This window comes from Ruegeria sp. BE1 (genome assembly GCF_056538885.1).
Window position 1 is genome coordinate 364,852 of record NZ_JBQFTY010000003.1, and the last position, 22,783, is coordinate 387,634.

General features: G+C 61.0%; 26 protein-coding genes. 16 read left to right on the forward strand and 10 right to left on the reverse strand.

Annotation, left to right across the window (positions count from 1 at the left end):
- Positions 1–58: 58 nt before the first annotated feature.
- Genes serB through ACR0J5_RS11955 form a run of 4 tightly spaced genes read left to right on the forward strand, consistent with a single transcriptional unit; the run spans position 59 to position 2,082 of the window.
- On the forward strand, positions 59–937 hold the full coding sequence (gene serB / locus ACR0J5_RS11940) for a phosphoserine phosphatase SerB (protein ID WP_480653585.1): 879 nt from the start codon (positions 59–61) through the stop codon (positions 935–937).
- Positions 938–995: 58 nt separating this feature from the next.
- Positions 996–1,325, forward strand: a complete 330-nt coding sequence (locus ACR0J5_RS11945; protein ID WP_480653587.1) for an ArsR/SmtB family transcription factor — start codon at positions 996–998, stop codon at positions 1,323–1,325.
- Positions 1,313–1,738 (forward strand): SRPBCC family protein, encoded by a 426-nt coding sequence (locus ACR0J5_RS11950; RefSeq protein ID WP_480653589.1) that lies wholly within the window; start codon positions 1,313–1,315, stop codon positions 1,736–1,738. The genes ACR0J5_RS11945 and ACR0J5_RS11950 overlap by 13 nt, the downstream gene beginning before the upstream one ends.
- 23 nt (positions 1,739–1,761) lie before the next feature.
- Positions 1,762–2,082 (forward strand): YciI family protein, encoded by a 321-nt coding sequence (locus ACR0J5_RS11955; protein WP_480653591.1) that lies wholly within the window; start codon positions 1,762–1,764, stop codon positions 2,080–2,082.
- 2 nt (positions 2,083–2,084) lie between these two features.
- Here ACR0J5_RS11955 and ACR0J5_RS11960 read toward each other — a convergent pair whose 3' ends face one another.
- Positions 2,085–3,083 carry an asparaginase gene (locus ACR0J5_RS11960; protein WP_480653593.1) on the reverse strand — a complete coding sequence of 333 codons (999 nt, stop codon included), beginning with the start codon at positions 3,081–3,083 and terminating at the stop codon, positions 2,085–2,087.
- Between the two features lie 178 nt (positions 3,084–3,261).
- Between ACR0J5_RS11960 and ACR0J5_RS11965 the strand changes: the two genes are divergently transcribed.
- From ACR0J5_RS11965 to ACR0J5_RS11980, 4 genes are all read left to right on the forward strand, one after another.
- A complete protein-coding gene (locus tag ACR0J5_RS11965) occupies positions 3,262–3,795 on the forward strand; it encodes an invasion associated locus B family protein (RefSeq protein ID WP_480653595.1) in 534 nt (177 codons plus the stop codon).
- Between the two features lie 55 nt (positions 3,796–3,850).
- A complete protein-coding gene (locus tag ACR0J5_RS11970; RefSeq protein WP_480653597.1) occupies positions 3,851–4,228 on the forward strand; it encodes a lysozyme inhibitor LprI family protein in 378 nt (125 codons plus the stop codon).
- Positions 4,229–4,307: 79 nt separating this feature from the next.
- Positions 4,308–5,495: a dual-specificity RNA methyltransferase RlmN gene (rlmN, locus tag ACR0J5_RS11975; RefSeq protein WP_480653599.1), complete on the forward strand. Its 1,188-nt coding sequence runs from the start codon at positions 4,308–4,310 to the stop codon at positions 5,493–5,495.
- Between the two features lie 234 nt (positions 5,496–5,729).
- On the forward strand, positions 5,730–6,344 hold the full coding sequence (locus ACR0J5_RS11980) for a cytochrome P460 family protein (RefSeq protein ID WP_480653601.1): 615 nt from the start codon (positions 5,730–5,732) through the stop codon (positions 6,342–6,344).
- Here ACR0J5_RS11980 and ACR0J5_RS11985 read toward each other — a convergent pair whose 3' ends face one another.
- Together ACR0J5_RS11985 and ACR0J5_RS11990 are read right to left on the reverse strand one after the other, a co-directional pair.
- A complete protein-coding gene (locus ACR0J5_RS11985; RefSeq protein WP_480653603.1) occupies positions 6,345–6,683 on the reverse strand; it encodes a hypothetical protein in 339 nt (112 codons plus the stop codon).
- Positions 6,680–7,597: a DnaJ C-terminal domain-containing protein gene (locus ACR0J5_RS11990; RefSeq protein ID WP_480653605.1), complete on the reverse strand. Its 918-nt coding sequence runs from the start codon at positions 7,595–7,597 to the stop codon at positions 6,680–6,682. Before ACR0J5_RS11990 ends, ACR0J5_RS11985 begins: the two co-directional genes overlap by 4 nt.
- Positions 7,598–7,739: 142 nt before the next feature.
- On the opposite strand from ACR0J5_RS11990, the gene ACR0J5_RS11995 reads away from it, so the two are divergent.
- A complete protein-coding gene (locus tag ACR0J5_RS11995; protein WP_480653607.1) occupies positions 7,740–8,123 on the forward strand; it encodes a hypothetical protein in 384 nt (127 codons plus the stop codon).
- Here the strand turns inward: ACR0J5_RS11995 and ACR0J5_RS12000 are convergent, their stop codons facing one another.
- Together ACR0J5_RS12000 and ACR0J5_RS12005 are read right to left on the reverse strand one after the other, a co-directional pair.
- Positions 8,124–9,218, reverse strand: a complete 1,095-nt coding sequence (locus ACR0J5_RS12000) for a cystathionine gamma-lyase (protein WP_480653609.1) — start codon at positions 9,216–9,218, stop codon at positions 8,124–8,126.
- 3 nt (positions 9,219–9,221) lie between these two features.
- Complete coding sequence (locus tag ACR0J5_RS12005; protein WP_480653612.1) at positions 9,222–10,064, reverse strand: LOG family protein; 843 nt, start codon at positions 10,062–10,064, stop codon at positions 9,222–9,224.
- A gap of 79 nt (positions 10,065–10,143) precedes the next feature.
- On the opposite strand from ACR0J5_RS12005, the gene ACR0J5_RS12010 reads away from it, so the two are divergent.
- Positions 10,144–11,055, forward strand: a complete 912-nt coding sequence (locus ACR0J5_RS12010) for a threonine/serine dehydratase (RefSeq protein WP_480653614.1) — start codon at positions 10,144–10,146, stop codon at positions 11,053–11,055.
- Between the two features lie 98 nt (positions 11,056–11,153).
- Positions 11,154–11,981: a 2,3,4,5-tetrahydropyridine-2,6-dicarboxylate N-succinyltransferase gene (gene dapD / locus ACR0J5_RS12015; protein WP_480653616.1), complete on the forward strand. Its 828-nt coding sequence runs from the start codon at positions 11,154–11,156 to the stop codon at positions 11,979–11,981.
- A gap of 51 nt (positions 11,982–12,032) precedes the next feature.
- Here dapD and ACR0J5_RS12020 read toward each other — a convergent pair whose 3' ends face one another.
- The gene (locus tag ACR0J5_RS12020; protein WP_480653618.1) at positions 12,033–12,368 is read right to left on the reverse strand and encodes a cupin domain-containing protein; all 336 of its coding nucleotides are present in this window, start codon (positions 12,366–12,368) and stop codon (positions 12,033–12,035) included.
- Between the two features lie 99 nt (positions 12,369–12,467).
- Here ACR0J5_RS12020 and ACR0J5_RS12025 point away from each other — a divergent pair, with 99 nt between their 5' ends.
- On the forward strand, positions 12,468–12,812 hold the full coding sequence (locus ACR0J5_RS12025) for a hypothetical protein (protein WP_170427741.1): 345 nt from the start codon (positions 12,468–12,470) through the stop codon (positions 12,810–12,812).
- Here the strand turns inward: ACR0J5_RS12025 and ACR0J5_RS12030 are convergent.
- A complete protein-coding gene (locus ACR0J5_RS12030; protein ID WP_480653620.1) occupies positions 12,809–13,867 on the reverse strand; it encodes a transporter substrate-binding domain-containing protein in 1,059 nt (352 codons plus the stop codon). The genes ACR0J5_RS12025 and ACR0J5_RS12030 overlap by 4 nt on opposite strands.
- Positions 13,868–14,064: 197 nt before the next feature.
- On the opposite strand from ACR0J5_RS12030, the gene dapE reads away from it, so the two are divergent.
- The gene (gene dapE, locus ACR0J5_RS12035; RefSeq protein WP_480653622.1) at positions 14,065–15,204 is read left to right on the forward strand and encodes a succinyl-diaminopimelate desuccinylase; all 1,140 of its coding nucleotides are present in this window, start codon (positions 14,065–14,067) and stop codon (positions 15,202–15,204) included.
- A gap of 48 nt (positions 15,205–15,252) precedes the next feature.
- Entirely contained in the window at positions 15,253–17,511 is a 2,259-nt protein-coding gene (gene rnr / locus ACR0J5_RS12040; RefSeq protein ID WP_480653625.1) for a ribonuclease R, read from the forward strand.
- Here rnr and ACR0J5_RS12045 read toward each other — a convergent pair.
- Positions 17,502–17,888 carry a DUF1801 domain-containing protein gene (locus tag ACR0J5_RS12045; RefSeq protein ID WP_480653627.1) on the reverse strand — a complete coding sequence of 129 codons (387 nt, stop codon included), beginning with the start codon at positions 17,886–17,888 and terminating at the stop codon, positions 17,502–17,504. The genes rnr and ACR0J5_RS12045 overlap by 10 nt on opposite strands.
- 111 nt (positions 17,889–17,999) lie before the next feature.
- Here ACR0J5_RS12045 and ACR0J5_RS12050 point away from each other — a divergent pair, with 111 nt between their 5' ends.
- Positions 18,000–19,298 carry a lytic murein transglycosylase gene (locus tag ACR0J5_RS12050; RefSeq protein WP_480653629.1) on the forward strand — a complete coding sequence of 433 codons (1,299 nt, stop codon included), beginning with the start codon at positions 18,000–18,002 and terminating at the stop codon, positions 19,296–19,298.
- 75 nt (positions 19,299–19,373) lie between these two features.
- Here the strand turns inward: ACR0J5_RS12050 and ACR0J5_RS12055 are convergent, their stop codons facing one another.
- Together ACR0J5_RS12055 and ACR0J5_RS12060 are read right to left on the reverse strand one after the other, a co-directional pair.
- A complete protein-coding gene (locus ACR0J5_RS12055) occupies positions 19,374–20,771 on the reverse strand; it encodes an aspartate aminotransferase family protein (protein ID WP_480653631.1) in 1,398 nt (465 codons plus the stop codon).
- Positions 20,772–20,846: 75 nt separating this feature from the next.
- A complete protein-coding gene (locus ACR0J5_RS12060; protein ID WP_480653633.1) occupies positions 20,847–21,530 on the reverse strand; it encodes a GntR family transcriptional regulator in 684 nt (227 codons plus the stop codon).
- Between the two features lie 140 nt (positions 21,531–21,670).
- Between ACR0J5_RS12060 and ACR0J5_RS12065 the strand changes: the two genes are divergently transcribed.
- The gene (locus tag ACR0J5_RS12065) at positions 21,671–22,759 is read left to right on the forward strand and encodes a polyamine ABC transporter substrate-binding protein (protein WP_480653635.1); all 1,089 of its coding nucleotides are present in this window, start codon (positions 21,671–21,673) and stop codon (positions 22,757–22,759) included.
- Positions 22,760–22,783 lie beyond the last annotated feature (24 nt).

Sequence of the window (22,783 nt, forward strand, 5' to 3'; positions counted from 1 at the left end):
CTCTGGTGAATTGGCCCTCTCTGCGCTATGCGCAGGGAACCCCCGCAGGAGACCGACCATGTACGTAGCCACTTTGTTGACCGACCCAAACACGCCAAAGCTGGATGAGGCTTTGGTCGAGACGCTGTGCAACGCCTGGGGCGGGTCTGAGCCGGTCTGGTTGAGCGAAAACGAGGCTGCAGAATTCCGGTTTCCCGAAAAGACCGACAACCAGTGGGAGGTGTGGGCCGAACTGCAATTGCTTGAGGTCGATCTGATCGTTCAGCCTCTTGGCAAGCGCCGCAAGCTGATGCTGCTGGCCGATATGGACAGCACCATGATCCGGCAGGAATGCATTGATGAATTGGCCGATGAGGCCGGTGTCGGTGACCGCGTCAAAGAGATCACCGCCCGCGCCATGAACGGTGAGCTGGATTTCGAAGGCGCGCTGATCGAACGGGTCGGGTTGCTGAAAGGGCTGGATGAGGCAGTGATCGGCAAGGTGCTTGAGGAACGTATCACGCTGATGCCGGGCGGTCGGGAATTGGTGACCACGATGCGCGTGAATGGCGGCTACGCGGCGCTGGTGTCGGGCGGGTTCACGGCTTTTACCGCCAATGTGGCGGAGCAATTGGGCTTTAACGAAAACCGCGCCAACACGCTGCTGGCCGAGAACGGTAAACTGACCGGCGATGTGCAGCGGCCGATTCTGGGCAAACAGGCCAAGGTGGATGCGTTGGAACAGATCACCAAACGTCTTGGTCTTTCCGAGGATGACGTTCTGGCCGTGGGCGACGGGGCCAATGATCTGGGCATGTTGGGTCGGGCCGGAACTGGGGTTGCGCTGCACGCCAAGCCCTCGGTCGCGCGGCAATGCGATATTCGCGTGAACTATGGCGATCTGACCGCATTGCTGTACTTGCAGGGCTATTCCCGCGCGGCGTTTGCGGACGTCTGACACAAAGCTCTTTCTCTTGGGGCTTTCTTTTATTTAACAAAAATGTTAAACAGTGGTCATGAACACGCTTCTGACCGCTTTCTCGGCCTTGTCCGATGCCACCCGATTCTCAATCGTTGAGCAGTTGATGCAGGACGGGGAATTGCCAGTAAGTGAGTTGATCGAAGGCCGCGGCATGTCCGGTGCCGCGATCTCGCGCCATCTGAAGCTGCTGCGTGAGGCGGGTCTGGTTCAGCAACGGGTGCACGGCAGCCAGCGGATGTATTCCATCCGGTCCGAGGGGCTGCGGGCAATTGCCGAATGGACCATCTCGAAACGGCAATTCTGGGAAAGCAGTCTGGATCGTCTTGCCGACGCAATCGAAAGGGAAAATTCATGGCCGACCTGAAACTGGAACGCACGTTCCCGACCAGCCCGGAAAACCTGTTTGCCTGGATCAGCGATGGCGCAAAGCTGTTGCAATGGTGGGGGCCCGAAGGAATGCACGTGCCGGACCATGATCTGGATTTCTCGCGCATAGGGCCGTGGTTTTCGGTCATGGTGAATGGAGAAGGACAGCGATTCAAGGTCTCGGGCCACGTTACCCATGTCGATCCGCCCAATTCGGTGGGGTTCACCTGGGGATGGCATGACGATCAGGATCAGCGCGGTGCGGAAAGCCATGTCACGTTGACAGTCACCGCAACAGCAACGGGTGCAAAACTGGTTCTGGACCATCGCGACCTGGCCGATGCCGAGGTCGCCGGGAACCACAATCAGGGTTGGACCTCGTCACTGCGCAAGCTCGAAGCTCAGTTTTAAGGATTTCAACATGGAGGACGACAATGCCCCAATTTCTGTTTGTCTATCACGGCGGTCATACCCCAACCGATCCCGCCGAAATCGAAGCAACCATGGCCGCATGGGGCGCGTGGTTTCAAAACATGGGTGAAGCGCTGGACATCCCCGGCAACCCGGTCGGCCAGTCCTATACGGTCAGCGCAGGCGGTGTCGTCGACAATGGCGGTGCAAACCCGGCCTCGGGCTTTACCGTCATCAAGGCCGACAGCATCGATGCCGCGACCGAGATGGCCAAGGGGTGCCCCATGGTCGTGAATGGCTCAGGCTCGGTCGAGGTGGCCGAGGTGCATCCGATCGAGATGTAGCCTTAGACCGGAAACCCCGGCGCAGGACGGATCACGCCGCATTCCAGCCCGCGGCGGCTGTACTGCACGGCGTTCATGAATTTGAGCGTGGCCGGGTGATCCGCCTCTAACACGCCCAGATGCACCAAAAGGGCCGCAATGGCGCATTCGCTGGCGCGGGTGGTACCATCGGTGATTTTCAACGCGACGCCCATTCGTTTTTCCGGCAGGATAGCGACGAAAACGGCCTCGGCCCCGGTTTTAATCGCGGCGCGACCGTTCATGGCGCGCATCAGCTCGGTACAGGCGCGGGTTTCTCCGGCGACCAGTTCGGGATGTTTGATCATCGCTGCCGTCAACTGCTGTGCCGCGTCGCTGGCCCGATCCGACCGGTCTGCAGCGCTGGCAAACCACGCCATCGACCGCGCAAGCCCAACCAGCGACGTTGCAAAGTTCGGCGCGGAACAGCCATCGATCCCATAGGCGGGGCTGGTTTCACCCGTGGTTTCTTCCAGCGCGGACAGGCAGGCTTGTTGCACCGGGTGGTCGATGTCCAAATATTCCGGCCCCGCGCCCATGTGCTGGGCCACGGTCAGAAAGCCGCAATGCTTGCCCGAACAGTTGTTGTGGATCTGGCAGGGCGTGTCGTCGGCCAGAATAAGCCCGTCGCGCGCCGCCATGTCCTGTGGCTCTTGCGGGCCGCAGCGCAGGTCGGGTTCGGACAGGCCCAGATGGTCCAGCCAGGCGGACACGCGGTCTGTGTGGATATGCGCGCCACTATGCGAGGCGCAGGCCAGCGCCAGATGTTCCGAATTCAGCCCATATTTGGCCGCCGCGCCCGAGGTGATCAGCGGCAGTGCCTGGATCATCTTGGCCGAGGATCGCGGATAGATCACCGCGTTCGGATCGCCCCAGCTTTGCACGATCTGGCCGCTGTCATCGCAGATCACCGCATGGCCCAGATGCAGGCTTTCCAGCAGGGGCCCGCGCCACAGTTCTGTCATTGGTACCGGCTGCGTCATCTGGCCCCTCCTCAATATGCGCAAAATTCTGCCAATCGCCCTTTCGCCTGTGGCGAAACCTGCGTTAGTGTGTGTATGTCGACAATCATCGGAATACGCAACTTAACAGACGAACCGGCAGAGTTCGCAGCAATGTCCGATGGGTATGAGGTATTAGGTCGAGCTAGGAGGCTGGACAATGGGATCGAAACTCGTCCGCGTGATCGCGGGCCTGTGCGTGGCAGGGATGGCCACCACTGCAATCGCTCAGCAAGCGACAAGCACCAATCGCGTGGCCGCCAAGACGGACTGGAGTGTGTTCGTCGAAGATGATCCCACCGAATGCTGGAGCGTGTCCGCCCCCAAGGAAACGGTCAATACACGTGGTGGACGAGTGGTGTCGGTGCGCCGCAGCGATATTTTGCTGTTCGTATTCTATCGCCCCAACGCCGAGGTCAAAGGTCAGGTAACCTTCACCGGTGGCTATCCCTTTGCCGCAGGATCGACCGTCAATCTTGAGATCGACGGGACCGAGTTCGAACTGATCACCGAGGGCGAATGGGCCTGGCCTGCAACCGAAGGTGAGGACCTGAAAGTTGTGGCTGCGATGAAACGCGGGACCGAGGCGGTGCTGACCGCACGCTCAGAACGGGGCACGCAAACCAAAGACACATTCTCATTGCTGGGTTTCACCGCAGCGATCGAGGATGCGGAAAAGCGTTGCACCAACTGATCCGGTCACGGCGATGATGTGGTAACATAGGGCGTCCGCTATCGGAGGCCCTGCTATGCGTTACACCCTTCTTTTCTGCCTGTTTCCCTGTTTGGCTTTGGCCGACCCGATGCTGGAATGCGCCGATGCCGCGTCGCAGGTCGAAATTGGCGCCTGCGTGTCTGATGTGGAACGGCGCGTGGATATGGCGTTGCAGGCCGCATATGGTTTTGCCCTTGATGCCGCTCAGGAATTGGACGAAGTGACCGGCCGCACCGTGGCCCAACCCGCCCTTGAGACGGCGCAGGTGGCCTGGAGCACCTATCGTGATGCGCAATGCGAGGCCGTGGGGGCTTCGTTCGGCGGAGGGTCGGGCACGGGGATCGGCATCACTGCGTGCCGGGTCGATTTGGGCCGGGCGCGTGTAGATGAATTGCTGCGCATGGCAAATTAAGCGGCACGATTTCTTTTGATCTTTGCGCGCGATCCTATATAGAGGCGCATCCCAAGCCAGAATCCTCAGAGATACGCCAATGTCGCCCAAAGCGCCGATCACTCAAGACGTCATGACCATCCCCCGCAAACTGCCCGAGGGGAAGGTGAACCTCGTCGGTTTGACCCGCGATCAACTGCGCGCGGCGCTGATCGAACATGGCACGCCGGAAAAGCAGGCCAAGATGCGGACCGGGCAGATCTGGCAGTGGATCTATCAGTGGGGTGTGCGCGACTTTGCGCAGATGACCAATCTGGCCAAAGCCTATCGCGCGCAACTGGCTGAGAGCTTTGTGATCGAAATCCCCGAAGTGGTCACCCGTCAGGTGTCCGAGGACGGCACCCGCAAATACCTGTGCCGCATCGCAGGCGGGCACGAGGTTGAGGTGGTGTATATCCCCGAGGATGACCGCGGCACGCTGTGTATCTCATCGCAGGTGGGGTGCACGCTGACCTGTTCCTTCTGTCATACCGGTACGCAGAAACTGGTGCGCAACCTGACCGCGGCGGAAATTGTCGGTCAGGTGATGATGGCCCGCGACGATCTTGAGGAATGGCCGGTCCCCGGTGCGCCCAAGGATGAAACGCGGCTGCTGTCGAACATCGTTCTGATGGGCATGGGCGAGCCCCTGTACAATTTCGACAACGTGCGCGACGCGATGAAGATCGCCATGGACCCCGAGGGGATTTCCCTGTCGCGCCGCCGGATCACCCTGTCGACCAGCGGTGTGGTGCCCGAAATCGCGCGCACGGCGGAAGAGATTGGCTGTCTGCTGGCGATTTCCTTCCATGCCACCACGGATGAAACCCGCGATGTGCTGGTGCCGATCAACAAGCGTTGGAACATCGAGGAACTGCTGGGCGCGCTGGCAAGCTATCCCAAGGCGTCGAACTCGGAACGGATTACCTTTGAATATGTGATGCTGGATGGTGTGAATGACAGCGACGAAGACGCGCATCGCCTGATTGACCATATCAAGCGCCACAAAATCCCGGCCAAGATCAACCTGATCCCGTTCAACGAATGGCCGGGCGCGCCCTATAAGCGCAGCTCGAACAACCGTATCCGGGCTTTTGCGAATATCATCTATCAGGCTGGCTATGCCTCACCCATCCGTAAGACACGTGGCGAGGATATCATGGCCGCCTGCGGGCAGCTGAAATCGGCCACCGAACGGGCGCGGAAGTCACGCAAGCAGATTGAAGCCGAGGCTGGCATGCGACGCTGAGCTGCCCAATTGTGCCTAAGTGGGCAACAATAATTTAATGTTGCCCCTTCTGTCTTTCGCATAGGAAATTTGATATATTTGGGCTGTCACGGCAGGATGGACGTGTCTCACTCTTGCGCACAAAGCGGTGAAGACCGCGATCTTGTGGTGGCATGTTTGTTCAGCGCCGCTATCTGAATTACAGCACGACACGCGGCGTTCAGGCGAACCTTATGGATCAGGTGGGCCAGTTATATGTTTTTTGGATTTATACGACTTTCGACGTTACTCATTGTAATCTTTTCGTTTTCGGGCGTCTCCGCTCAACAATCCCCGGGTGAGGATGCACATATCACCATTGAAAACCCTGCAGAGCTGACCAAGGCCGAAGCGGCGCAAATCTATGAATCGCTGCAGCGGCGCATGGCGCGCGGGTATGGGGCAGCGCAGTTGGATTTGCTGCTGAATTATCAGAACTGGCCGCTGTTCAACGATGCGCCCTATATCTCGGCCACCCATGGCCAGCGCTATGTGAACAGCTATGCCAACCGGATGGCGCATAATTATGGCACCTTGCAAGAGGGTGAGGTGCTGCCTGTCGGCTCGGTTCTGGCCAAGGACAGCGTGACTGTCACGGATGAGGGCAATATCCACCCCGGTGCCCTGTTCGTTATGGAAAAGCTGCCCGCAGGCACCAGCCCTGACACTGCGGATTGGCGCTATATCATGGTGCTGCCGGACGGGTCTCTGTTCGGTGACACGATGGGGGACCGCGCCCGTGCCGTAGCCTATTGCCATGACTGTCACGAGGCGGTCGCGGATCGCGACTACACGTTTTTCGTGCCCGAGGACTATATCGCCGGGAACTGATTATCCGCGTTTGAACCGTGCCGCCCCGATCACCTCGATCAGGGATTGGCGCACAGGTTCGGGCTGTGCCTCAACCGCGTTCAGCACCTCGCGCAGTTCAGCACGCAATCCGTGCATCTGGTCGATCAGCGAGATCATCATGGACAGGGCGTCGGGCTCCATCTCGTATTGATCGTGCAGCTCGCAGGCCAGTTCCAATCGGGCAACGTCGAGGCTGCGATAGACAAGGCCCTGTTCGCCCTGTTCCGGGATCACGATTTCAGCCGCCAGATACTCGGTCAACCGGGTCGAGGTCAGGCGGGTAACGGTTGCGATCAGTTCCTTTTCGGTCAGGGTCATGATGGCATTCCTTTGCGCGGATCATAGCTGTTGGTCTCGCGCCATGTCTCCATGAAGTTCTTCAGGTCCTCGTCAATCTGGTCGGGCATGGTCACGGTCAGTTCGATCAACTGATCCCCCCGGTTGGTCGAGCCGCGCTTCTTCACCCCCTTGCCGCGCAGGCGCAGGGTCTTGCCGCTGCTGGTGCCCGGCGGGACGCTGACATTGACACCGCCGTCGATCGTGGGGGCGGGGACTTTGCCGCCCAAAATGGCCTCATCAATGGTGATCGGCAGGGTGATGTGGATGTCGTCACCCTGACGGTCGAAAACCGGATGTTTTGCAACCGAAACCGTGACCAGAGCATCCCCAGCGGGGCTATTCCCAAAGCCCGGATCGCCCTTGCCGCGCAGGCGGATGGTCTGGCCATCGGTGATGCCTGCGGGAATTTTCACCTCGATCCGGTCGCCATCGGGCAGGGTCAGTTTCTGGCTGGCGCCAAAGACAGCGTCCAGAAAGCTGATCTGCAGGCTGTAGGCCCGATTGTGGCCGGGCGCGTGGAATTCCTGGCTGCGCTGGCCATACCCGCCGCGCCCCCGCATGAACTCGGCAAAGATGTCCGACATGTCCTCCGGGTCCGCCTGACGCCCGCGATAGGGGTTCCCGGCGGCTTCGGCATAGTCGCGGTAATATTGCTGTTTGGGCCGCTCCTGACCCGAGGCGCCAATTTCGCCCCGGTCAAACTGCGCCCGTTTCTCGGGGTCTTTCAGCAGATCATAGGCGGCGGCTGCGGCTTTGAACTTGGCTTCGGCCTCGGCGTCGCCGGGTTTGAGGTCCGGGTGGCACTCTTTGGCGATGCGCCGATAGGCTTTTTTGATCTCGGCATCGCTGGCGTCTTTGGTGACGCCAAGGGCGGAATAGGGATCGTCGCTCATCTCACCTCTCGCGGGTCGGTCTGAACAGGTGGTTTTATCATGCGTTTTCAACGGCCCAAAAGGAAGAGGCTTTTGAAACCGCTCGCAAATCCCTAAAGACCTGCTAACATATGCATGTTTTTATTGTATGACCGGAGGCCCCATGACGCGCCGATTGAAATCCATTCTGGCCCTGCTGGCCGGGAACGCCATCGGGCTGTTGCTGGCGGCGATTTTGCTGCCGGAATTTGCGATCAAGCCGATCTCGTTTGTCGTGGTGGTGATCGTCTTCACGCTGGTGCAATGGGTGGCCGAGCCCTTGATCCTGAAGCTGGGCGAAAAGAAAGCACCTGCGCTGAAAGGTGGGATTGCGCTGATCGTCACATTTGTGGGGCTGCTGATCACCGATCTGGTGACCAACGGGCTGACCGTGGGTGGGATTTCCAACCTGCTGGCGGCGACGCTGCTGGTGTGGCTGGGCGCGCTGGTGGCCAGCATTGTGCTGCCCATCTATCTGTTCCCCGAACTGCGTGGACCCAAGAAGTAACTACAGCGCATCCAGGCTGGCTTTGATGGCCTGCCACAGCTCATCCACCGGTTCGCATCCCACCGACAGGCGGATAAAGGCGGGGTCGACATCGTCACCCCAGCGCGCGCGGCGCTCGGCGGAACTGTGGACGCCGCCAAAGGACGTTGCGGGGCGCAGCATCGGGCAGGCGTTGATGAAGGTTTCGGCCTTCGCTTCGCTGTCCAGCGTGATCGACATCAGGAACCCGAACCGGCTGGTCTGCGCCTTGGCCAGAGCGTGCGAAGGGTCGCCGGGAAGGCCCGGATAGCGGATATGTTTGACCGCAGGGTGATCGGCCAGTCGTTCTGCCAAAACCTGCGTTGAACTGCACATGCGGTCAAAGCGCACCTCCAGCGTCTCTAACCCGCGATGCAGCAGCCAAGCCTCATGCGGGCCGGGGATCGCGCCGGACACGCGCCGCCATTCTTCGACCCGTTCCATGATCTGCGCATTGCGGCTGGCGACATGGCCCATCAGCAGGTCGGAATGCCCGCCCATGGCCTTGGTGTCCGAGGCCACAACCACATCTACGCCCAGATCCAGCGGGCGTTGGCCCAGCGGCGTCATGGTCGTGTTGTCGGCAATTGTGATGCCTCCGCCCGCGCGCACGGCTTTGGCGATGGCCGGCAGGTCCATCATGTCCAGCCCGGGGTTCGACGGACTTTCAACAAAGACCACATCGAACCCGTCAAACCCGCCCTCGGCAAAGGTGGTCGTCGGGCGTTCTGTGACCGTAACCCCCAGCCCGGACAGGAACCGGTCGGCCAGCACGCGGGTGACGTAGTACCCGTCCGAGGGGATCAGCAGGCGCGATCCGGCCTTCAGCGTCGCAAACAGCGTGGCTGAGATTGCCCCCATCCCTGATGGAAAGACCAAACAGGGCGCGTCTTCGAGATGGGCCAAAACATGTTCCAGATGCGTCCAGGTGGGGTTGTCAGCCCGGCCATAGGTGGGCAACCCGTCAGGCGCGCCCGGCAGGTGGTACATGCTGCTTTGGGTCAGCGGCAGCGCCACCGGATCGCCGGGGTTCAGCGCATTGCCGCGCAGGTGCAACATCTCTCCGGGTTTGGGCATCCCTCAGCGCCCCGGGATTTCGTCGCGCGGCGGGGCGGGTTCCCAGTTCTCGATAATGTCGACCGCTTCTTGCGCGGTGTCGACAAAGCGGAACAGGTCCAGATCTTCGTCCGAGATGGTGCCCGCATCTGCCAGCGCTTCCCAGTTGATGACCTTTTCCCAGAATTCCCGGCCGAACAGCAGGAAGGGCACGCGCTCCATCCGGCCGGTCTGAATCAGGGTCAGCGACTCGAACAACTCATCCATCGTGCCGAAGCCGCCGGGGAAAATGGTGATGGCACGGGCACGCATCAGGAAGTGCATCTTGCGGATGGCGAAATAGTGGAAGTTAAAGCTGAGGTCCGGCGTTACATACAGGTTCGGTGCCTGCTCATGCGGCAGTACGATGTTCAGACCGATGGAACAGCCGCCCGCATCCTGCGCGCCGCGGTTCCCGGCCTCCATCACGCCGGGGCCGCCACCGGTGACGATGACGTTCTCGCGGCAGCCTGTCTGGTTCGATTTTTCGGTCATCAGCCGGGCGAACTCGCGCGCTTCGTCATAATATTCCGACAAATCGGCCAGTGTTTGGGTGCGCGCGGTGTGTTTCTGCGACGGCTCGGGGATGCGCGCGCCACCGAACATGACGATGGTCGAGGTGATCTCACGCTCGGTCATGATCATCTCGGGTTTAAGCAGTTCCAGTTGCAGGCGCACCGGGCGCAGCTCATCCCGGCACAGGAAATCGTCATCGGCAAAGGCAAGGCGATAGGCCGGAGACCGGGTTTGCGGCGTATCGGGGACCTCGCTCGCGGTTGAGCGGTCAGTCTGTGCGTCGCGGAAGGGGCTCAGGCGGTCTTCTCTCATGTGTGATGGTTCCCTGCTTGCGTGTTCACAAAACAGCTATAGGGTTCGCGGCCAGAGCGCCAGTCACGGAAGAACAACAATGAATTGGAAAAGCGAGATTTCAGCCGCCGCAGACCGGATCGCCGGACATGCGCAGGTGACACCGGTGATGGAGAGCGACATGCTGGGCTATCCCATCGAGCTGAAGCTGGAGCATCTCCAGCACACCGGCAGTTTCAAGGCGCGCGGGGCGTTTAACACATTGCTCAGTTCGGACGTGCCCGAGGCAGGCGTCGTGGCCGCATCGGGCGGCAATCACGGAGCGGCGGCGGCTTATGCGGCGCGGGCGCTGGGCTATCCAGCCAAAATCTTTGTGCCGGAAATTGCGGGGCCGTCCAAGATTGCCCTGATCGAACAGACCGGTGCGGACCTGAGCGTGGTGTCGGGGGAATACGCAAATGCCCTGACCGGCGCGCAGGCGCATGAAGAGGCGACCGGCGCGATGCAAATCCATGCCTATGACGCGCCCGCCACCGTGGCCGGGCAGGGCACTTGTTTTGCCGAGTGGGAGGCGCAGGGCCTGAAGGCCGATACGGTTCTGGTTGCCGTTGGCGGCGGCGGGCTGATCGCAGGTGCTTTGGGTTGGTTCGAGGGCGCGCGCAAGGTCGTTGCGGTGGAACCCGAAACCTCATGCGCGCTGAACGCGGCGCTACAGGCCGGGGAACCGGTGGATGTGAGCGTTTCAGGTATCGCCGCCAACGCGCTGGGCGCGCGGCGGATCGGGTCGATCTGTTTCGATCTGGCGCAGGGGATGACCTCGGTTCTGGTCAGCGATGACGCCATTGCCGAGGCCCAGCAACTGCTATGGCGCGCGCATCGGATATTGGTGGAACCCGCAGGGGCTGCGGCGCTGGCGGCGCTGTTGTCGGGGGCGTATCAGCCCGAGCCGGAAGAGCGGGTGGCAGTGCTGATTTGCGGCGGCAATATCGCGCCGGACCCGCTGGGCGGGTGAAACAGCCGCAAACCGCGCGTTCTGCGTCGCATTGCGCCATGGATGGCGCTTGCGTATAGGCAAAACCAACGTGAACAGATTCGTCAGGGAGCCCCGAAATGTCCAACGCCCAACTGGAAGCCGCCATCGAAGCCGCATGGGAGGCACGTGACACCATCACCCCCGCCACCACCGGCGAAACGCGTGAGGCCATCGAAGACACGCTGAACGCGCTGGACAGCGGCGCGCTGCGCGTGGCGGAAAAGCTGGAAAGCGGTGACTGGCATGTGAACCAGTGGGCCAAAAAGGCGGTTCTGCTGGGGTTCCGCATCAAGGACATGGAGCATCAGGCCGGCGGCCCGCAAGACGGTGGCTGGTGGGACAAGGTGGACAGCAAGTTCGCCGGTTGGGGCGAAAACCAGTGGCAGGCTGCCGGGTTCCGCGCTGTGCCGAACTGCGTTGTCCGCAAATCCGCCTATATTGCACCCGGCGTTGTGCTGATGCCGTCCTTTGTGAACCTGGGCGCCTATGTGGACAGCGGCACCATGGTTGATACCTGGGCCACCGTGGGCTCGTGTGCCCAGATCGGCAAGAACGTGCACCTGTCGGGTGGCGTCGGGATCGGCGGCGTGCTGGAACCGATGCAGGCCGGACCGACCATTATCGAAGACAACTGCTTTATCGGCGCGCGGTCCGAGGTGGTCGAGGGCTGCATCGTCCGCGAAGGCTCGGTTCTGGGCATGGGCGTCTTTATCGGCAAGTCAACCAAGATCGTCGACCGCGAAACCGGTGAGGTCACCTATGGCGAGGTTCCGCCTTATTCGGTGGTTGTTGCAGGTTCGATGCCGTCCAAGAACAACATCAGCCTCTATTGCGCTGTGATCGTAAAGCGGGTGGATGAGAAGACCCGCTCGAAAACCGGGATCAATGAACTGCTGCGCGACTAACCCGCGCGCAGAACAGACAGGGGCCGCAGCACCGCGCTGCGGCCTTTTTTGTTACCCTTTGATCGGATAGCGGTCGGGTTCCTCGAAAACGTCGATCACCCGCGACCCGGCCTTGATCTTGCCGCCATGTTCCACACCCGACGGGATCGAATAGCTGTCGCCGGGGCGGTAGATGCGCGTTTCATCGCCAATGGTCAGCTCAACCTCACCCTCGACCACGGTGCCCCATTGGGCCTTGTGCGAATGCATGGGCAGTTCGAAATCCTGCAAAAAGGTGAAAAACGCCACCAGCCCGGCATCGGATCGGATGACGGCTGTCTGCACCACGTCTTCGGGGAACGGCACATCAAGGCTGGGAAAATCGGTGATGAAATCGGGATAGGTCATAAGCTGTCCTTGCTGGCTAATCGCGCGGTTACTATGGCGTCGTGGCTGCATTGTTGCAATTGCTTGACCGGACAGGGGCGCGCGGCTATGGCCCCTTGCATGGAAAAGCAAAAGAAACCTTCCCGTCAGCAAGTCTATACCCTGCTTGTGCAGATCGGCCGCAAGGATGGCGATGGCCTGCCCGAAGGCGCGACCGGGGCGGCGCTGATGTGCTTTGCCAGCGGCGTGGACGAGGCCGAGGCGGTGCGCGAAACCGTGGCGATCCTGAAACAGGCCGACACCGCGCCTTTGGATGTGACGGGCTATGGCACTCTGGCCGAGCGTGAGGCGCAGGGCCATGACATCGACCCGGATGAGCGCGCCCTGATGCAGCGCGCGCTGGATGAGAACGCCGTCATAGTCGCGCAGATGACACCGTTTTTCGGGGATGAGGGAACCGCCTAGTTCCGCACTCCGAACCAATTGCGGTAAATCTCGTCATAGGTGCCGTCTTCACGCAGGGCCAGCAGCGCCTGATTGACATCCTCGACCAGCGGAGAGCCGGTCGGGAAAGCAATCCCGTAGCTTTCGCGCAGGAATACCCCTCCGGTCATCGTCGCGATCCGGCGCCCTTCATGCGAGGCGTAGTAGGACAGGATCGGCGCGTCGAATACCACCGCGTCCAAGTCCTTGTTCTCGAACGCGGCCAGCAACTCATCCAGACCGGCGTAACCGGTGAATTCAACCTCGCGCCGGTTCAGAAAGCTGGCGGCGGTCGAGTTTGAGATGGTGCCGACCTGCTTGCCATAGAGGTCATTGACCGAATTCACACTGCCGCTGATCGCATCCACCGTCATGACCGAGGTGATACGCGCCGTAAACACCGACACGATGAACAGCGACGAAACCACAAGGACGACGCCCAGCAGGCGGCCAAAGGGGGTGCGGGGCATACGCTCTTCGAACCCGCCATTGACCACGAGGTTCAGCGCCCACCAAAAGGACGGGAACCACGCCTCGTCCAGGCTGCGGTCAAAATAGGGTTGCGCGCGGCGTTCAAATGTCCACATCAGCATGCCGCCGCCCAAAAGGATGGCAAAGGCCAGGCCAATGGCGATGAACAGCTCGCGCGAGAGAAGCGCCGACAGCAGCGACGGCTGGCGCGCGGCCTCGGACGGGACCATGATCTGCAGGCCGGCCTCAAAGATCGGCTGGCTGAAGTCCATCAGTGTTTCCCGCGAGGCGGTGATCGAGATATTGGCGATGGCCAGATCGGCCGCGCCTTCCTGCACGGCCCCCAGCATGTCGCTGAACCCTTCGACCCGGTTAACCTCGTAGTCCCAGTTCAGAGACTCGGCCAGCGCTGCCAGCAGGTCCATGGAAAACCCGGTCTGTGCCCCGTCCTCGACATAGGAAAACGGGGGGCGGGTCACCGTGGTGACAGTCAGTGTCTGTGCCTGGCTTTGCTGAGCGAGAGCGGCGAAAGTCAGGCACAACCATACGAAAAGCGCGCGTATCATCGTCAAGTTACCTGTTTCGGCGGGCTCTAGCGCAATTCCACGCGACCGGGCAAGCGTGCCGCTGCGAAAACGCGTTGTTTTGTTGGAGTGTCAGAGCGATACGCCTGAAAAAATGGCGGATTTTTCACTCGGGTAGGGGTTGGCAATCCGCTCAATTCGTTGAATCTGTGTGCGCAAACCAATCAGAGGGGGCCGCGATGACTGATCCGGTGAAACTGACTGCAGACCTGATCCGTTGCCCATCGGTCACACCCGAGGAAGGCGGTGCCTTGGTTCTTTTGGACAACCTGCTGTCCGAGGAGGGCTTTTCCTGCACCCGCGTCGACCGTGGTGGCATCAGCAATCTGTTCGCGCGTTGGGGTGACAAAGCGCATCCGCGCAGCTTTGGGTTCAACGGCCATACGGATGTGGTTCCGGTCGGGGACAAGGCCGCGTGGACCATGCCGCCATTTGGCGCGGAGATCCGCGATGGGGTGATGTATGGCCGGGGCACCACGGATATGAAATCAGGCGTGGCGGCCTTTGCCGCGGCGGCCATTGATTTCGTGCGCGACACCCCGCCCGACGGGGCTATCATCCTGACCATCACCGGGGATGAAGAAGGCGACGCGCTGGATGGCACCACGGCTCTGCTGGACTATATGGATCGCGAGGGCGAGGCGATGTCGGTCTGTCTGGTGGGTGAGCCGACCTGCCCCAATACCATGGGCGAGATGATAAAGATCGGGCGGCGCGGCTCGATGAATATCTGGTTCACGGTGACCGGCGTGCAGGGCCACGCGGCCTATCCGCACCGGGCCAAAAACCCGATGCCCGCGATGGCGCGGCTGATGGACCGGCTGGCCAGTCATGAGCTGGATCAGGGCACGGACCATTTCGACGCCTCAACGCTGGCGGTTGTGAACATCGATACCGGCAACCCGGCCACCAACGTGATCCCGGCGCAATGCAGCGGCACGGTGAATATCCGGTTCAACGATCTGCATTCGGGCGAAAGCCTCAGCACGTGGCTACGGGCCGAGGCCGCAGCCGTCGCCGACGCCTTTGGCGTCGAAATCGATGTGCGGATCAAGATTTCAGGCGAAAGCTTTCTGACCCCGCCAGGCCCCCTGTCCGATCTGGTGGCTAATGCGGTTCAGGCGGAAACGGGTGTTGCGCCTGAACTCTCGACCTCAGGCGGGACTTCGGATGCGCGGTTTGTCAAAAACCACTGCCCGGTGGTCGAGTTTGGCCTTGTGGGCCGCACCATGCATCAGGTGGACGAATGCGTTGAGGTGGCGCAGATCGAACAGCTTCGGGCGATTTACGCGCGCATTCTGCGGGACTATTTCGCCTGATCCGTTTTTAGTCATGACGCGGTCGCATACCCGTGCTAGGCCGGGATTATGACTCGCATCCCCACCAAGCAAGAGGTCCTTGACTGGATCTCGGCGAACCCCACCCTGACCTCGAAACGCGATATTGCCAAAGCCTTTGGGATCAAGGGCGCGGCGCGGATCGACCTGAAACGCATCCTGCGCGAGCTTGAGGCCGAAGGTCATCTGGAAAAGCGCAAGCGCAGCTATAGCGACCCGGATCGTCTGCCGCCTGTCAGTGTGCTGCAGGTGAAGGCCCCGAACGCTGATGGCGACCTGTTCGCCCGCCCGCTGGAATGGCATGGCGAAGGGGTCGAACCCATCGTGCTGCTGATCACCCGCGCCAGCGATCCGGCGTTGGGCGAAGGCGACCGGATTCTGGCGCGCCTGACCGTGGTGCATGAAGAAGACCATAACTATGAGGCGCGCCTGATCCGCCGCATTGGCACCAACCCGCGCAAGATCGTCGGCATTTTCCGCAAAGGGGCCGAAGGCGGGCGGATCGTGCCCATCGACAAAGCGGGCCAAAACGAATGGCTGGTGCCCGACGGCGCGGTGCATGGGGCCAAGGACGGTGAGCTGGTCGAGGCCGAACAGGCCGGGCCCAAGAATCGCATGGGCCTGCCCCGCGCGCGGATTGTCGAACGGTTGGGCGACCCGACCGCGCCCAAAGCCGTCTCGCTGATCGCGATCCACCAGCACGGCATCCCGGACGACTTCCCCGACAAGGTGATCGATGAGGCCGACAAGGCCAAACCCGTCGGTCTGAAAGGGCGCGACGACCTGCGGGATATGCCGCTGCTGACCATCGACCCCTCGGATGCGCGGGATCACGACGATGCTTGTTATGCCCACGCCGACGATGATCCGAAGAACCCCGGCGGCCATGTAATCTGGGTCGCGATTGCCGATGTCGCCGCCTATGTGCAGCCCGGCACCGCGCTGGACCGCGAGGCGCGCAAGCGGGGCAATTCCAGCTATTTCCCCGACCGCGTGGTGCCGATGCTGCCGGATCGTCTGTCGGGCGATCTGTGTTCGCTGCACGAAGGCGTCCCGCGCGCCTGTATCGCCGTGCGGATGCAGATCGATGCGGATGGCAACAAGATCGGTCACCGGTTCGTGCGGGGCCTGATGCGCTCGGCCGCATCACTGCATTATGCCGAGGTGCAGGAGGCCATCGACGGCAATCCCAACGACCGCACCGGGCCGCTGTTAGAGACGGTCTTGAAACCGCTCTATGCCGCTTATGCCGCGCTGAAAAAGGCGCGGGCGGAACGGCAGCCACTGGATCTGGACCTGCCTGAGCGTCAGATCGTACTCAGTGACACGGGCGAAGTGACCAGCGTGGCCTTCCGCGATCGGCTGGACGCGCATAAGCTGATCGAAGAGTTCATGATCCTCGCCAATGTCGCTGCGGCTGAGACGCTGATCGCCAAACGCCGCCCGCTGCTGTTCCGCGTCCACGAAGAACCCGCGCCGGAAAAACTGGAAAGCCTGCGGGAAACCGCGCAGGCTGCGGGGCTGAATCTGGCCAAAGGGCAGGTGCTGCAGACCCGCCACCTGAACGCCCTGCTGAACGCCGCCGCCGGGACCGAGGATGCGGAGCTGATCAATCTGTCCACCCTTCGGTCGATGGCGCAGGCGTACTACAACCCCGAGAATTTCGGCCACTTTGGTTTGGCGCTGCGGAATTACGCGCATTTCACATCTCCCATCCGCCGCTATGCGGACCTGATCGTGCACCGCGCGCTGATCTCGGCCCATGGCTGGGGCAAGGATGGGCTGACCGAGGATGAAATCGCGCGGCTGGACGAAACCGCCACCCATATCTCGGATACTGAACGCCGTTCTATGATGGCGGAACGGGATACCACCGACCGCTATCTAGCGGCCTATCTGAGCGAACGGGTGGGCAATGAGTTCACAGGTCGCATCAGCGGTATTGCCCGCTTTGGGGCCTTTGTGAAAATGGATGAAACCGGCGCGGATGGGCTGGTTCCTGTGCGGTCTCTGGGGCGTGAGTTCTTTCATTTTGACCGCGAGGCCGGGACGCTGATGGGATCGGATACCGGGTTGATCATCGCAATCGGTCAGCGTGTTACCGTGCGCCTGGCTGCGGCGACGCCTGTGACCGGCGGATTGGAGCTGGAGCTTCTCTCAATCGACGATCAGGCTCTGCCGCGCGGGCGAGGTTCCACGAAACGTGGCGCGCGTCGCAAGGCGGTCAGCACCAAGCGCAAGAAGGACAAGATCAAGCGCAAGGTCGAACGCAAACGCCGTCAAAGGTGATAGGTCAAAGCCCGCGCAATCAGCCAGCCGTGGCGCGTTGCGTCGATCTGTGCAGGGTCGTCGAACAGCACCGCCCTGTTGCCCTCAATCCGGTCCTCGCCGGGAAAGGCCGAGGTGAAATCCCCCATCAACCGGCTTTGGCAATGTACAAACAGTGCAAAGCTGGCCGCTTTGTGCCCGCCCAGACGGATGGTCGACCCCTTGGGGGCCAGATAGGCTGGCTGACCCCAGCGCAGCGCCTCTTGCAGCGGGTGTGCGCGGGGCAGGGACGCCGCAGTCTCAAAGATCAATTCACGCAGAGCCAAAGCGCCGTTGCGGGCCTCGGGTGAAAGAGTGTCATAGGCGGCGGCGACTTTCGGGTCGGTAAAAGGTGTCATGCCAGCAGCTTAACTGCTTTGTGTGGTCACGTCAGACATTTCGCTCAGAGCGCTTTGTGAAAATCGCTTTTTGCGCTATTCTATGCCTGAGCAGTAATCAGGAAAATCGGAATGCGTAAATGCATGGGTGGCGTCGTTGCCGCCGCATTATGGGCATCCATTGTGCAGGCGGAAACTCTCAACACACCGGATGGGCTGAGATCCATCCAGCTGGCCTCGGCGGATGTGACGGTGTCCATCCGACCCGTCTTGCGGCCCCAGATTAAGGAGGTTCGGGTGTCGACCGAAGGAAACGCGCGGTTTCAGGCGTGGCTGGGCGCGTTTCGCGAGCGGGCGCAGGCACAGGGGATTTCTGCGGCAACGCTTGATCAGGCTTTGGCGGGCCTGACCTATGACAAGAAGATCATCGAGCGGGACCGAAATCAGGCCGAGTTCTCGAAACCGATTTGGGAATATCTGGACGCCGCCGCCTCAGACCGGCGGATCGCGAACGGGCGCGCGGCGCTGGATCAGCATGGGGCAACCCTGACCCGGATCGAGGCGCAATATGGCGTCGAAAAAGAGGTCGTGACCGCGATTTGGGGGCTTGAGACCTCGTTCGGTACGTTCCGGGGCAGTGATCACACGATCCGGTCGCTGGCCACGCTGGCCTTTGACGCGCGCCGGTCACAGTTCTTTGAGACCCAGCTGGTCGCCGCCCTGCAGATCATTCAGGCCGGCGATGTCAGCGCCAACCAAATGATTGGCAGCTGGGCCGGGGCCATGGGGCATACGCAGTTCATGCCGACCTCATACCTAGAGCACGCGGTGGATTTCGACCGCGATGGGCGGCGCGATATCTGGTCGGATGACCCGACCGACGCGCTGGCCTCGGCGGCGTCATACCTGGCGCGGCATGGTTGGACCAGGGGGCAACCTTGGGGGGTGGAAGTCCGTTTGCCCGATGGGTTCGACTATGCGGCGGCGCGTCGGGATTTCACCCTGCTGCCTTCGGATTGGGCCGCACGCGGGGTTGTTGACCGGACCGGTCAGCCTGTGCCTGATCACGGTCAGGCCGCCATCCTGCTGCCGGCCGGAGGGCAGGGTGTGGCGCTGATGATCTTCGACAATTTCCGCGTGATTGAGGCTTATAATGGTGCGGATGCCTATGTCATCGGCATCGGCCACTTGTCCGACCGTTTGTCAGGCCGCGTACCGTTTCAGGCCAACTGGCCGCGCGGTGACCGGACTCTGAGCTTCACGGAAAAGAAAGAGCTGCAAACCCGCCTGACCGAAGCCGGGTTCGACACGCAGGGTATCGACGGGCGAACCGGGCCGAATACGGTGAACGCTGTGCGCGCCTATCAACTGGCGCAAGGGTTGGTGCCGGATGGGTATCCGTCCCTGCGGCTGCTTGAGCGGCTGAGGTAGGGGAGGGGGCTCTGCCCCCGCCGCGGCAAGCCGCGACTCCCCCGGGATATTTTTGGCCAGATGAAGCTGCGCGGATCAGCTTGCCGCTTTCATTAGTCCCTGTTCGATGATGTCGGTCTGCGCCTCATCCAGCGATTTGTGAATGCGTATGAACATCTCGTCGATATCCGCAGGCGTCAGGATCAGCGGGGGAGAGATGATCATCCGGTCGCCCACATGGCGCATGATCAGGTTGTTGCCAAAGCAGCGGTCGCGACAGACATAACCCACGGTGCCTGGGGCTGACGCAAACTTGGCGCGGCTGGCCTTGTCCGGGGTCAGCGCGATTGAGGCCATCATGCCGACGATCTTGGCCTCGCCCACCAGGGGGTGATCGGCCAGGGCCTCCCATTTCTCTTTCAGGTAGGGGGCGGCCACGTCGCGGACATGCTCGACGATCTTTTCCTCTTCTAGGATACGCAGGTTTTCCAGCGCCACGGCGGCGGCGACCGGGTGGCCGGAATAGGTGTAGCCGTGGTTAAACTCCGTGCCGCCGATCACCTCGGCAATCTCGTCATTGACGATGGACCCGCCGATGGGCGCGTAGCCCGAGCTGAGGCCCTTGGCGATGGTCATGATGTGCGGCTTGATGCCCACGGTTTGTGAGCCGAACCAGTTGCCGGTACGGCCGAAACCGCAGATCACCTCATCCGCGATCAACAGGATGTCGTATTTGTCGCAAATGCGCTGGATTTCCGGCCAATAGGTGTCGGGTGCCACGATCACGCCGCCTGCGCCCTGCACCGGTTCGGCGATAAAGGCGGCGACGCGGTTTTCGCCCAGTTCCTCAATCGCCTCTTCCAGCTCGCGCGCGCGGGCGAGGCCGAACTCTTCGGGCGACATGTCACCGCCCTCGGCCCACCAGTTGGGTTGGTTGATGTGGTGGATGTTCGGGATCGGAATGCCACCTTGTGCGTGCATCCCTGCCATTCCGCCCAGCGAAGCCGACCCAACCGACGAGCCATGATAGGCGTTGTGGCGGCTGATGATGATGTTTTTGTCAGGCTGGCCTTTTTCGGCCCAGTAAGTACGGACCAGGCGGATGTTGGTGTCATTTGCCTCGGACCCGCCCGCAGCGAAGAAGACGTGGTTCAAGTCGCCCGGGGCCAATTCGGCCAATTTGATGGCCAGCGCGATGGCGGGCACGTGGGTCGTCTTGAAGAAGGTGTTGTAATAGGGCAGCTCGCGCATCTGGCGGGCGGCGACCTCGGCCAATTCATCGCGGCCATAGCCGATATTGACGCACCACAGACCGGCCATGGCGTCCAGAATCTCTTCACCTTCGCTGTCGGTCAGGTAGACGCCCTTGGCACGGGTGATGACACGGGCGCCTTCTTTGCCCAGTGCGCCGTTGGCCGAGAACGGGTGCATGTGATGGGCTGCATCCAGCGCCTGCAATTCGGCGGTGGGCATGTGGTTGGTGATGGTGGACATCCGAAATCCTCCTGAAAGAGCGGTTGGCTTTCACAATATGATCAAATTTTTTCCTGTCAATCGAATCGCACAAGGTCAGTCTTTGGCAAGGGCATCCGCCATCAGCTCCATCCCCTGTTCGATGTCCTGAGCGGTTGCTTTCGCCACTGCATCGGCGTCCCGGGCGCGCAAGGCTGTGATGATGTCCTTGTGCCTGTCCGGCAGGCTGCGGGTGCCAAAACGCCCGCAGACCACCCGCAGCGAAGGCCCGAATCTGAGCCACAACCGCTCGGCCAGATCGCTGAGAATCGGAGCGTCGGCATGGGCATAGAGCATCTCGTGGAACTGGTGGTTCAGGCGCAGATAGCCGCTGACATCCCCATCGGCGATGGTTCGGTCCAATTGCTGATCTGTTTGCTCAAGCTCGTCGATATCAGCACTGTCCATATTACCGGCAGCGCGCCTGGAAAGCTCTGATTCTATTGATATTCTGGCGAAGATCATCTGTTCGACATCATCTTTGGACAACAAAGGCACACTGACCCGTCGGTTGCCCTGAAACACCAGCGCGCCGTCCGAGATCAGCCTGCGAATCGCCTCGCGTACCGGGGTCATGCCGACACCCAGAGAATCGGTCAGCCCCTGGATCGTTACGGGTTGTCCGGGCACCAGATCACCAAACATGATCTGTGCTTTGAGGGTGTGGTAGACCTGTTCGTGCGCGGGTCTTTTCTCGGTGTCCGCTTTTGGGGCGAATGCCTTGTTTTTGATCAAATCCAATTGGTTTGCCCTGTTTCGACTGATGCTGCATTGCCAGGTATCTGACCTCATGGAATCATACGCGTGATCGGGGGAAAACGCAAAACTTGATCAAATCCAAAAAAACGGGAAAATACCCGAACACTTGCAGGGAGAAGAAAATGTCAATCAAAACGCTGACCGTGACAGCGGCGGTAATCGCATTGGGGACTTCGGCGGGTTTCGCCGAGGAAGTGCGTGTCTACAACTGGTCCGACTATATCGATGAGGGCCTTCTGGAGAAGTTTGAGGAAGAAACCGGCCTGACGCTGATCTACGATGTGTTCGACAGCAACGAAGTACTGGAAACCAAGATGCTGGCCGGTGGGTCGGGATATGACGTCGTGGTTCCGACCGGCAGCTTTATGAGCCGCCAGATTCAGGCTGGCGCGTTTCAGCAACTGGACCCGGCGCAGCTGTCCAATCTCGGCAATGCCTGGGATGTCATCGCCGAGCGGGTGGCGCAGTTCGATCCCGGCAACAAGCATTCGGTCAACTATATGTGGGGCACCACCGGGCTGGGCGTGAATGTCGGCAAGGTACAGGAAGTGCTGGGTGAAGATGCACCGCTGGATTCGATGGAGCTGATCTTCAACCCCGACAACATGGCCAAGCTGGCCGAATGCGGTGTCTATTTCCTGGACGCGCCGGATGAGATGGTTCCGGCCGCTCTGGTCTATGCCGGGCTGGATCCGAACAGCCACGACAAGGATGACATCGCCAAGGCCGAAGAGGTGTTTGCCGCCGTCCGTCCCTATGTGACCAAGTTCCACAGTTCGGAATATATCAATGCGCTGGCCAATGGGGACATCTGTGTGGCCGTCGGTTTCTCGGGCGATGTGCTGCAAGCCCGCGATCGCGCAGCTGAGGCCGATAACGGAGTCGAGATTGCCTATAACGCCTTCAAGGAAGGCTCGCAGATGTGGTTCGACCAGATGGCCGTGCCAGTTGATGCGCCGAACCCCGAAGGCGCGCATAAGTTCATCAACTTCATGCTGGATGCGCAGAACATGGCGGCGGCATCGAACTATGTCTACTACGCCAACGGTAACAAAGCCTCGCAGGAATTTCTTGAGGAAGACGTGATCACCGATCCGGCGATCTATCCGTCGGCTGAGGCGATGGACAATACCTATATCAAAGGGCCCTACCCGCAGAAGACGCAGCGCGTCGTGACGCGGATGTGGACCAAGATCAAATCGGGCACCTGACCGGGTGTCTGCGCGGGGCGGTAT

Excerpts from the sequence above, each read along its gene's own strand:
- serB (WP_480653585.1), top strand. The coding sequence starts at position 59 with ATGTACGTAGCCACTTTGTTGACCGACCCAAACACGCCAAAGCTGGAT.
- ACR0J5_RS11945 (WP_480653587.1), top strand. The coding sequence starts at position 996 with ATGAACACGCTTCTGACCGCTTTCTCGGCCTTGTCCGATGCCACCCGA.
- ACR0J5_RS11950 (WP_480653589.1), top strand. The coding sequence starts at position 1,313 with ATGGCCGACCTGAAACTGGAACGCACGTTCCCGACCAGCCCGGAAAAC.
- ACR0J5_RS11955 (WP_480653591.1), top strand. The coding sequence starts at position 1,762 with ATGCCCCAATTTCTGTTTGTCTATCACGGCGGTCATACCCCAACCGAT.
- ACR0J5_RS11960 (WP_480653593.1), bottom strand. The coding sequence starts at position 3,083 with ATGACGCAGCCGGTACCAATGACAGAACTGTGGCGCGGGCCCCTGCTG.
- ACR0J5_RS11965 (WP_480653595.1), top strand. The coding sequence starts at position 3,262 with ATGGGATCGAAACTCGTCCGCGTGATCGCGGGCCTGTGCGTGGCAGGG.
- ACR0J5_RS11970 (WP_480653597.1), top strand. The coding sequence starts at position 3,851 with ATGCGTTACACCCTTCTTTTCTGCCTGTTTCCCTGTTTGGCTTTGGCC.
- rlmN (WP_480653599.1), top strand. The coding sequence starts at position 4,308 with ATGTCGCCCAAAGCGCCGATCACTCAAGACGTCATGACCATCCCCCGC.
- ACR0J5_RS11980 (WP_480653601.1), top strand. The coding sequence starts at position 5,730 with ATGTTTTTTGGATTTATACGACTTTCGACGTTACTCATTGTAATCTTT.
- ACR0J5_RS11985 (WP_480653603.1), bottom strand. The coding sequence starts at position 6,683 with ATGACCCTGACCGAAAAGGAACTGATCGCAACCGTTACCCGCCTGACC.
- ACR0J5_RS11990 (WP_480653605.1), bottom strand. The coding sequence starts at position 7,597 with ATGAGCGACGATCCCTATTCCGCCCTTGGCGTCACCAAAGACGCCAGC.
- ACR0J5_RS11995 (WP_480653607.1), top strand. The coding sequence starts at position 7,740 with ATGACGCGCCGATTGAAATCCATTCTGGCCCTGCTGGCCGGGAACGCC.
- ACR0J5_RS12000 (WP_480653609.1), bottom strand. The coding sequence starts at position 9,218 with ATGCCCAAACCCGGAGAGATGTTGCACCTGCGCGGCAATGCGCTGAAC.
- ACR0J5_RS12005 (WP_480653612.1), bottom strand. The coding sequence starts at position 10,064 with ATGAGAGAAGACCGCCTGAGCCCCTTCCGCGACGCACAGACTGACCGC.
- ACR0J5_RS12010 (WP_480653614.1), top strand. The coding sequence starts at position 10,144 with ATGAATTGGAAAAGCGAGATTTCAGCCGCCGCAGACCGGATCGCCGGA.
- dapD (WP_480653616.1), top strand. The coding sequence starts at position 11,154 with ATGTCCAACGCCCAACTGGAAGCCGCCATCGAAGCCGCATGGGAGGCA.
- ACR0J5_RS12020 (WP_480653618.1), bottom strand. The coding sequence starts at position 12,368 with ATGACCTATCCCGATTTCATCACCGATTTTCCCAGCCTTGATGTGCCG.
- ACR0J5_RS12025 (WP_170427741.1), top strand. The coding sequence starts at position 12,468 with ATGGAAAAGCAAAAGAAACCTTCCCGTCAGCAAGTCTATACCCTGCTT.
- ACR0J5_RS12030 (WP_480653620.1), bottom strand. The coding sequence starts at position 13,867 with ATGATACGCGCGCTTTTCGTATGGTTGTGCCTGACTTTCGCCGCTCTC.
- dapE (WP_480653622.1), top strand. The coding sequence starts at position 14,065 with ATGACTGATCCGGTGAAACTGACTGCAGACCTGATCCGTTGCCCATCG.
- rnr (WP_480653625.1), top strand. The coding sequence starts at position 15,253 with ATGACTCGCATCCCCACCAAGCAAGAGGTCCTTGACTGGATCTCGGCG.
- ACR0J5_RS12045 (WP_480653627.1), bottom strand. The coding sequence starts at position 17,888 with ATGACACCTTTTACCGACCCGAAAGTCGCCGCCGCCTATGACACTCTT.
- ACR0J5_RS12050 (WP_480653629.1), top strand. The coding sequence starts at position 18,000 with ATGCGTAAATGCATGGGTGGCGTCGTTGCCGCCGCATTATGGGCATCC.
- ACR0J5_RS12055 (WP_480653631.1), bottom strand. The coding sequence starts at position 20,771 with ATGTCCACCATCACCAACCACATGCCCACCGCCGAATTGCAGGCGCTG.
- ACR0J5_RS12065 (WP_480653635.1), top strand. The coding sequence starts at position 21,671 with ATGTCAATCAAAACGCTGACCGTGACAGCGGCGGTAATCGCATTGGGG.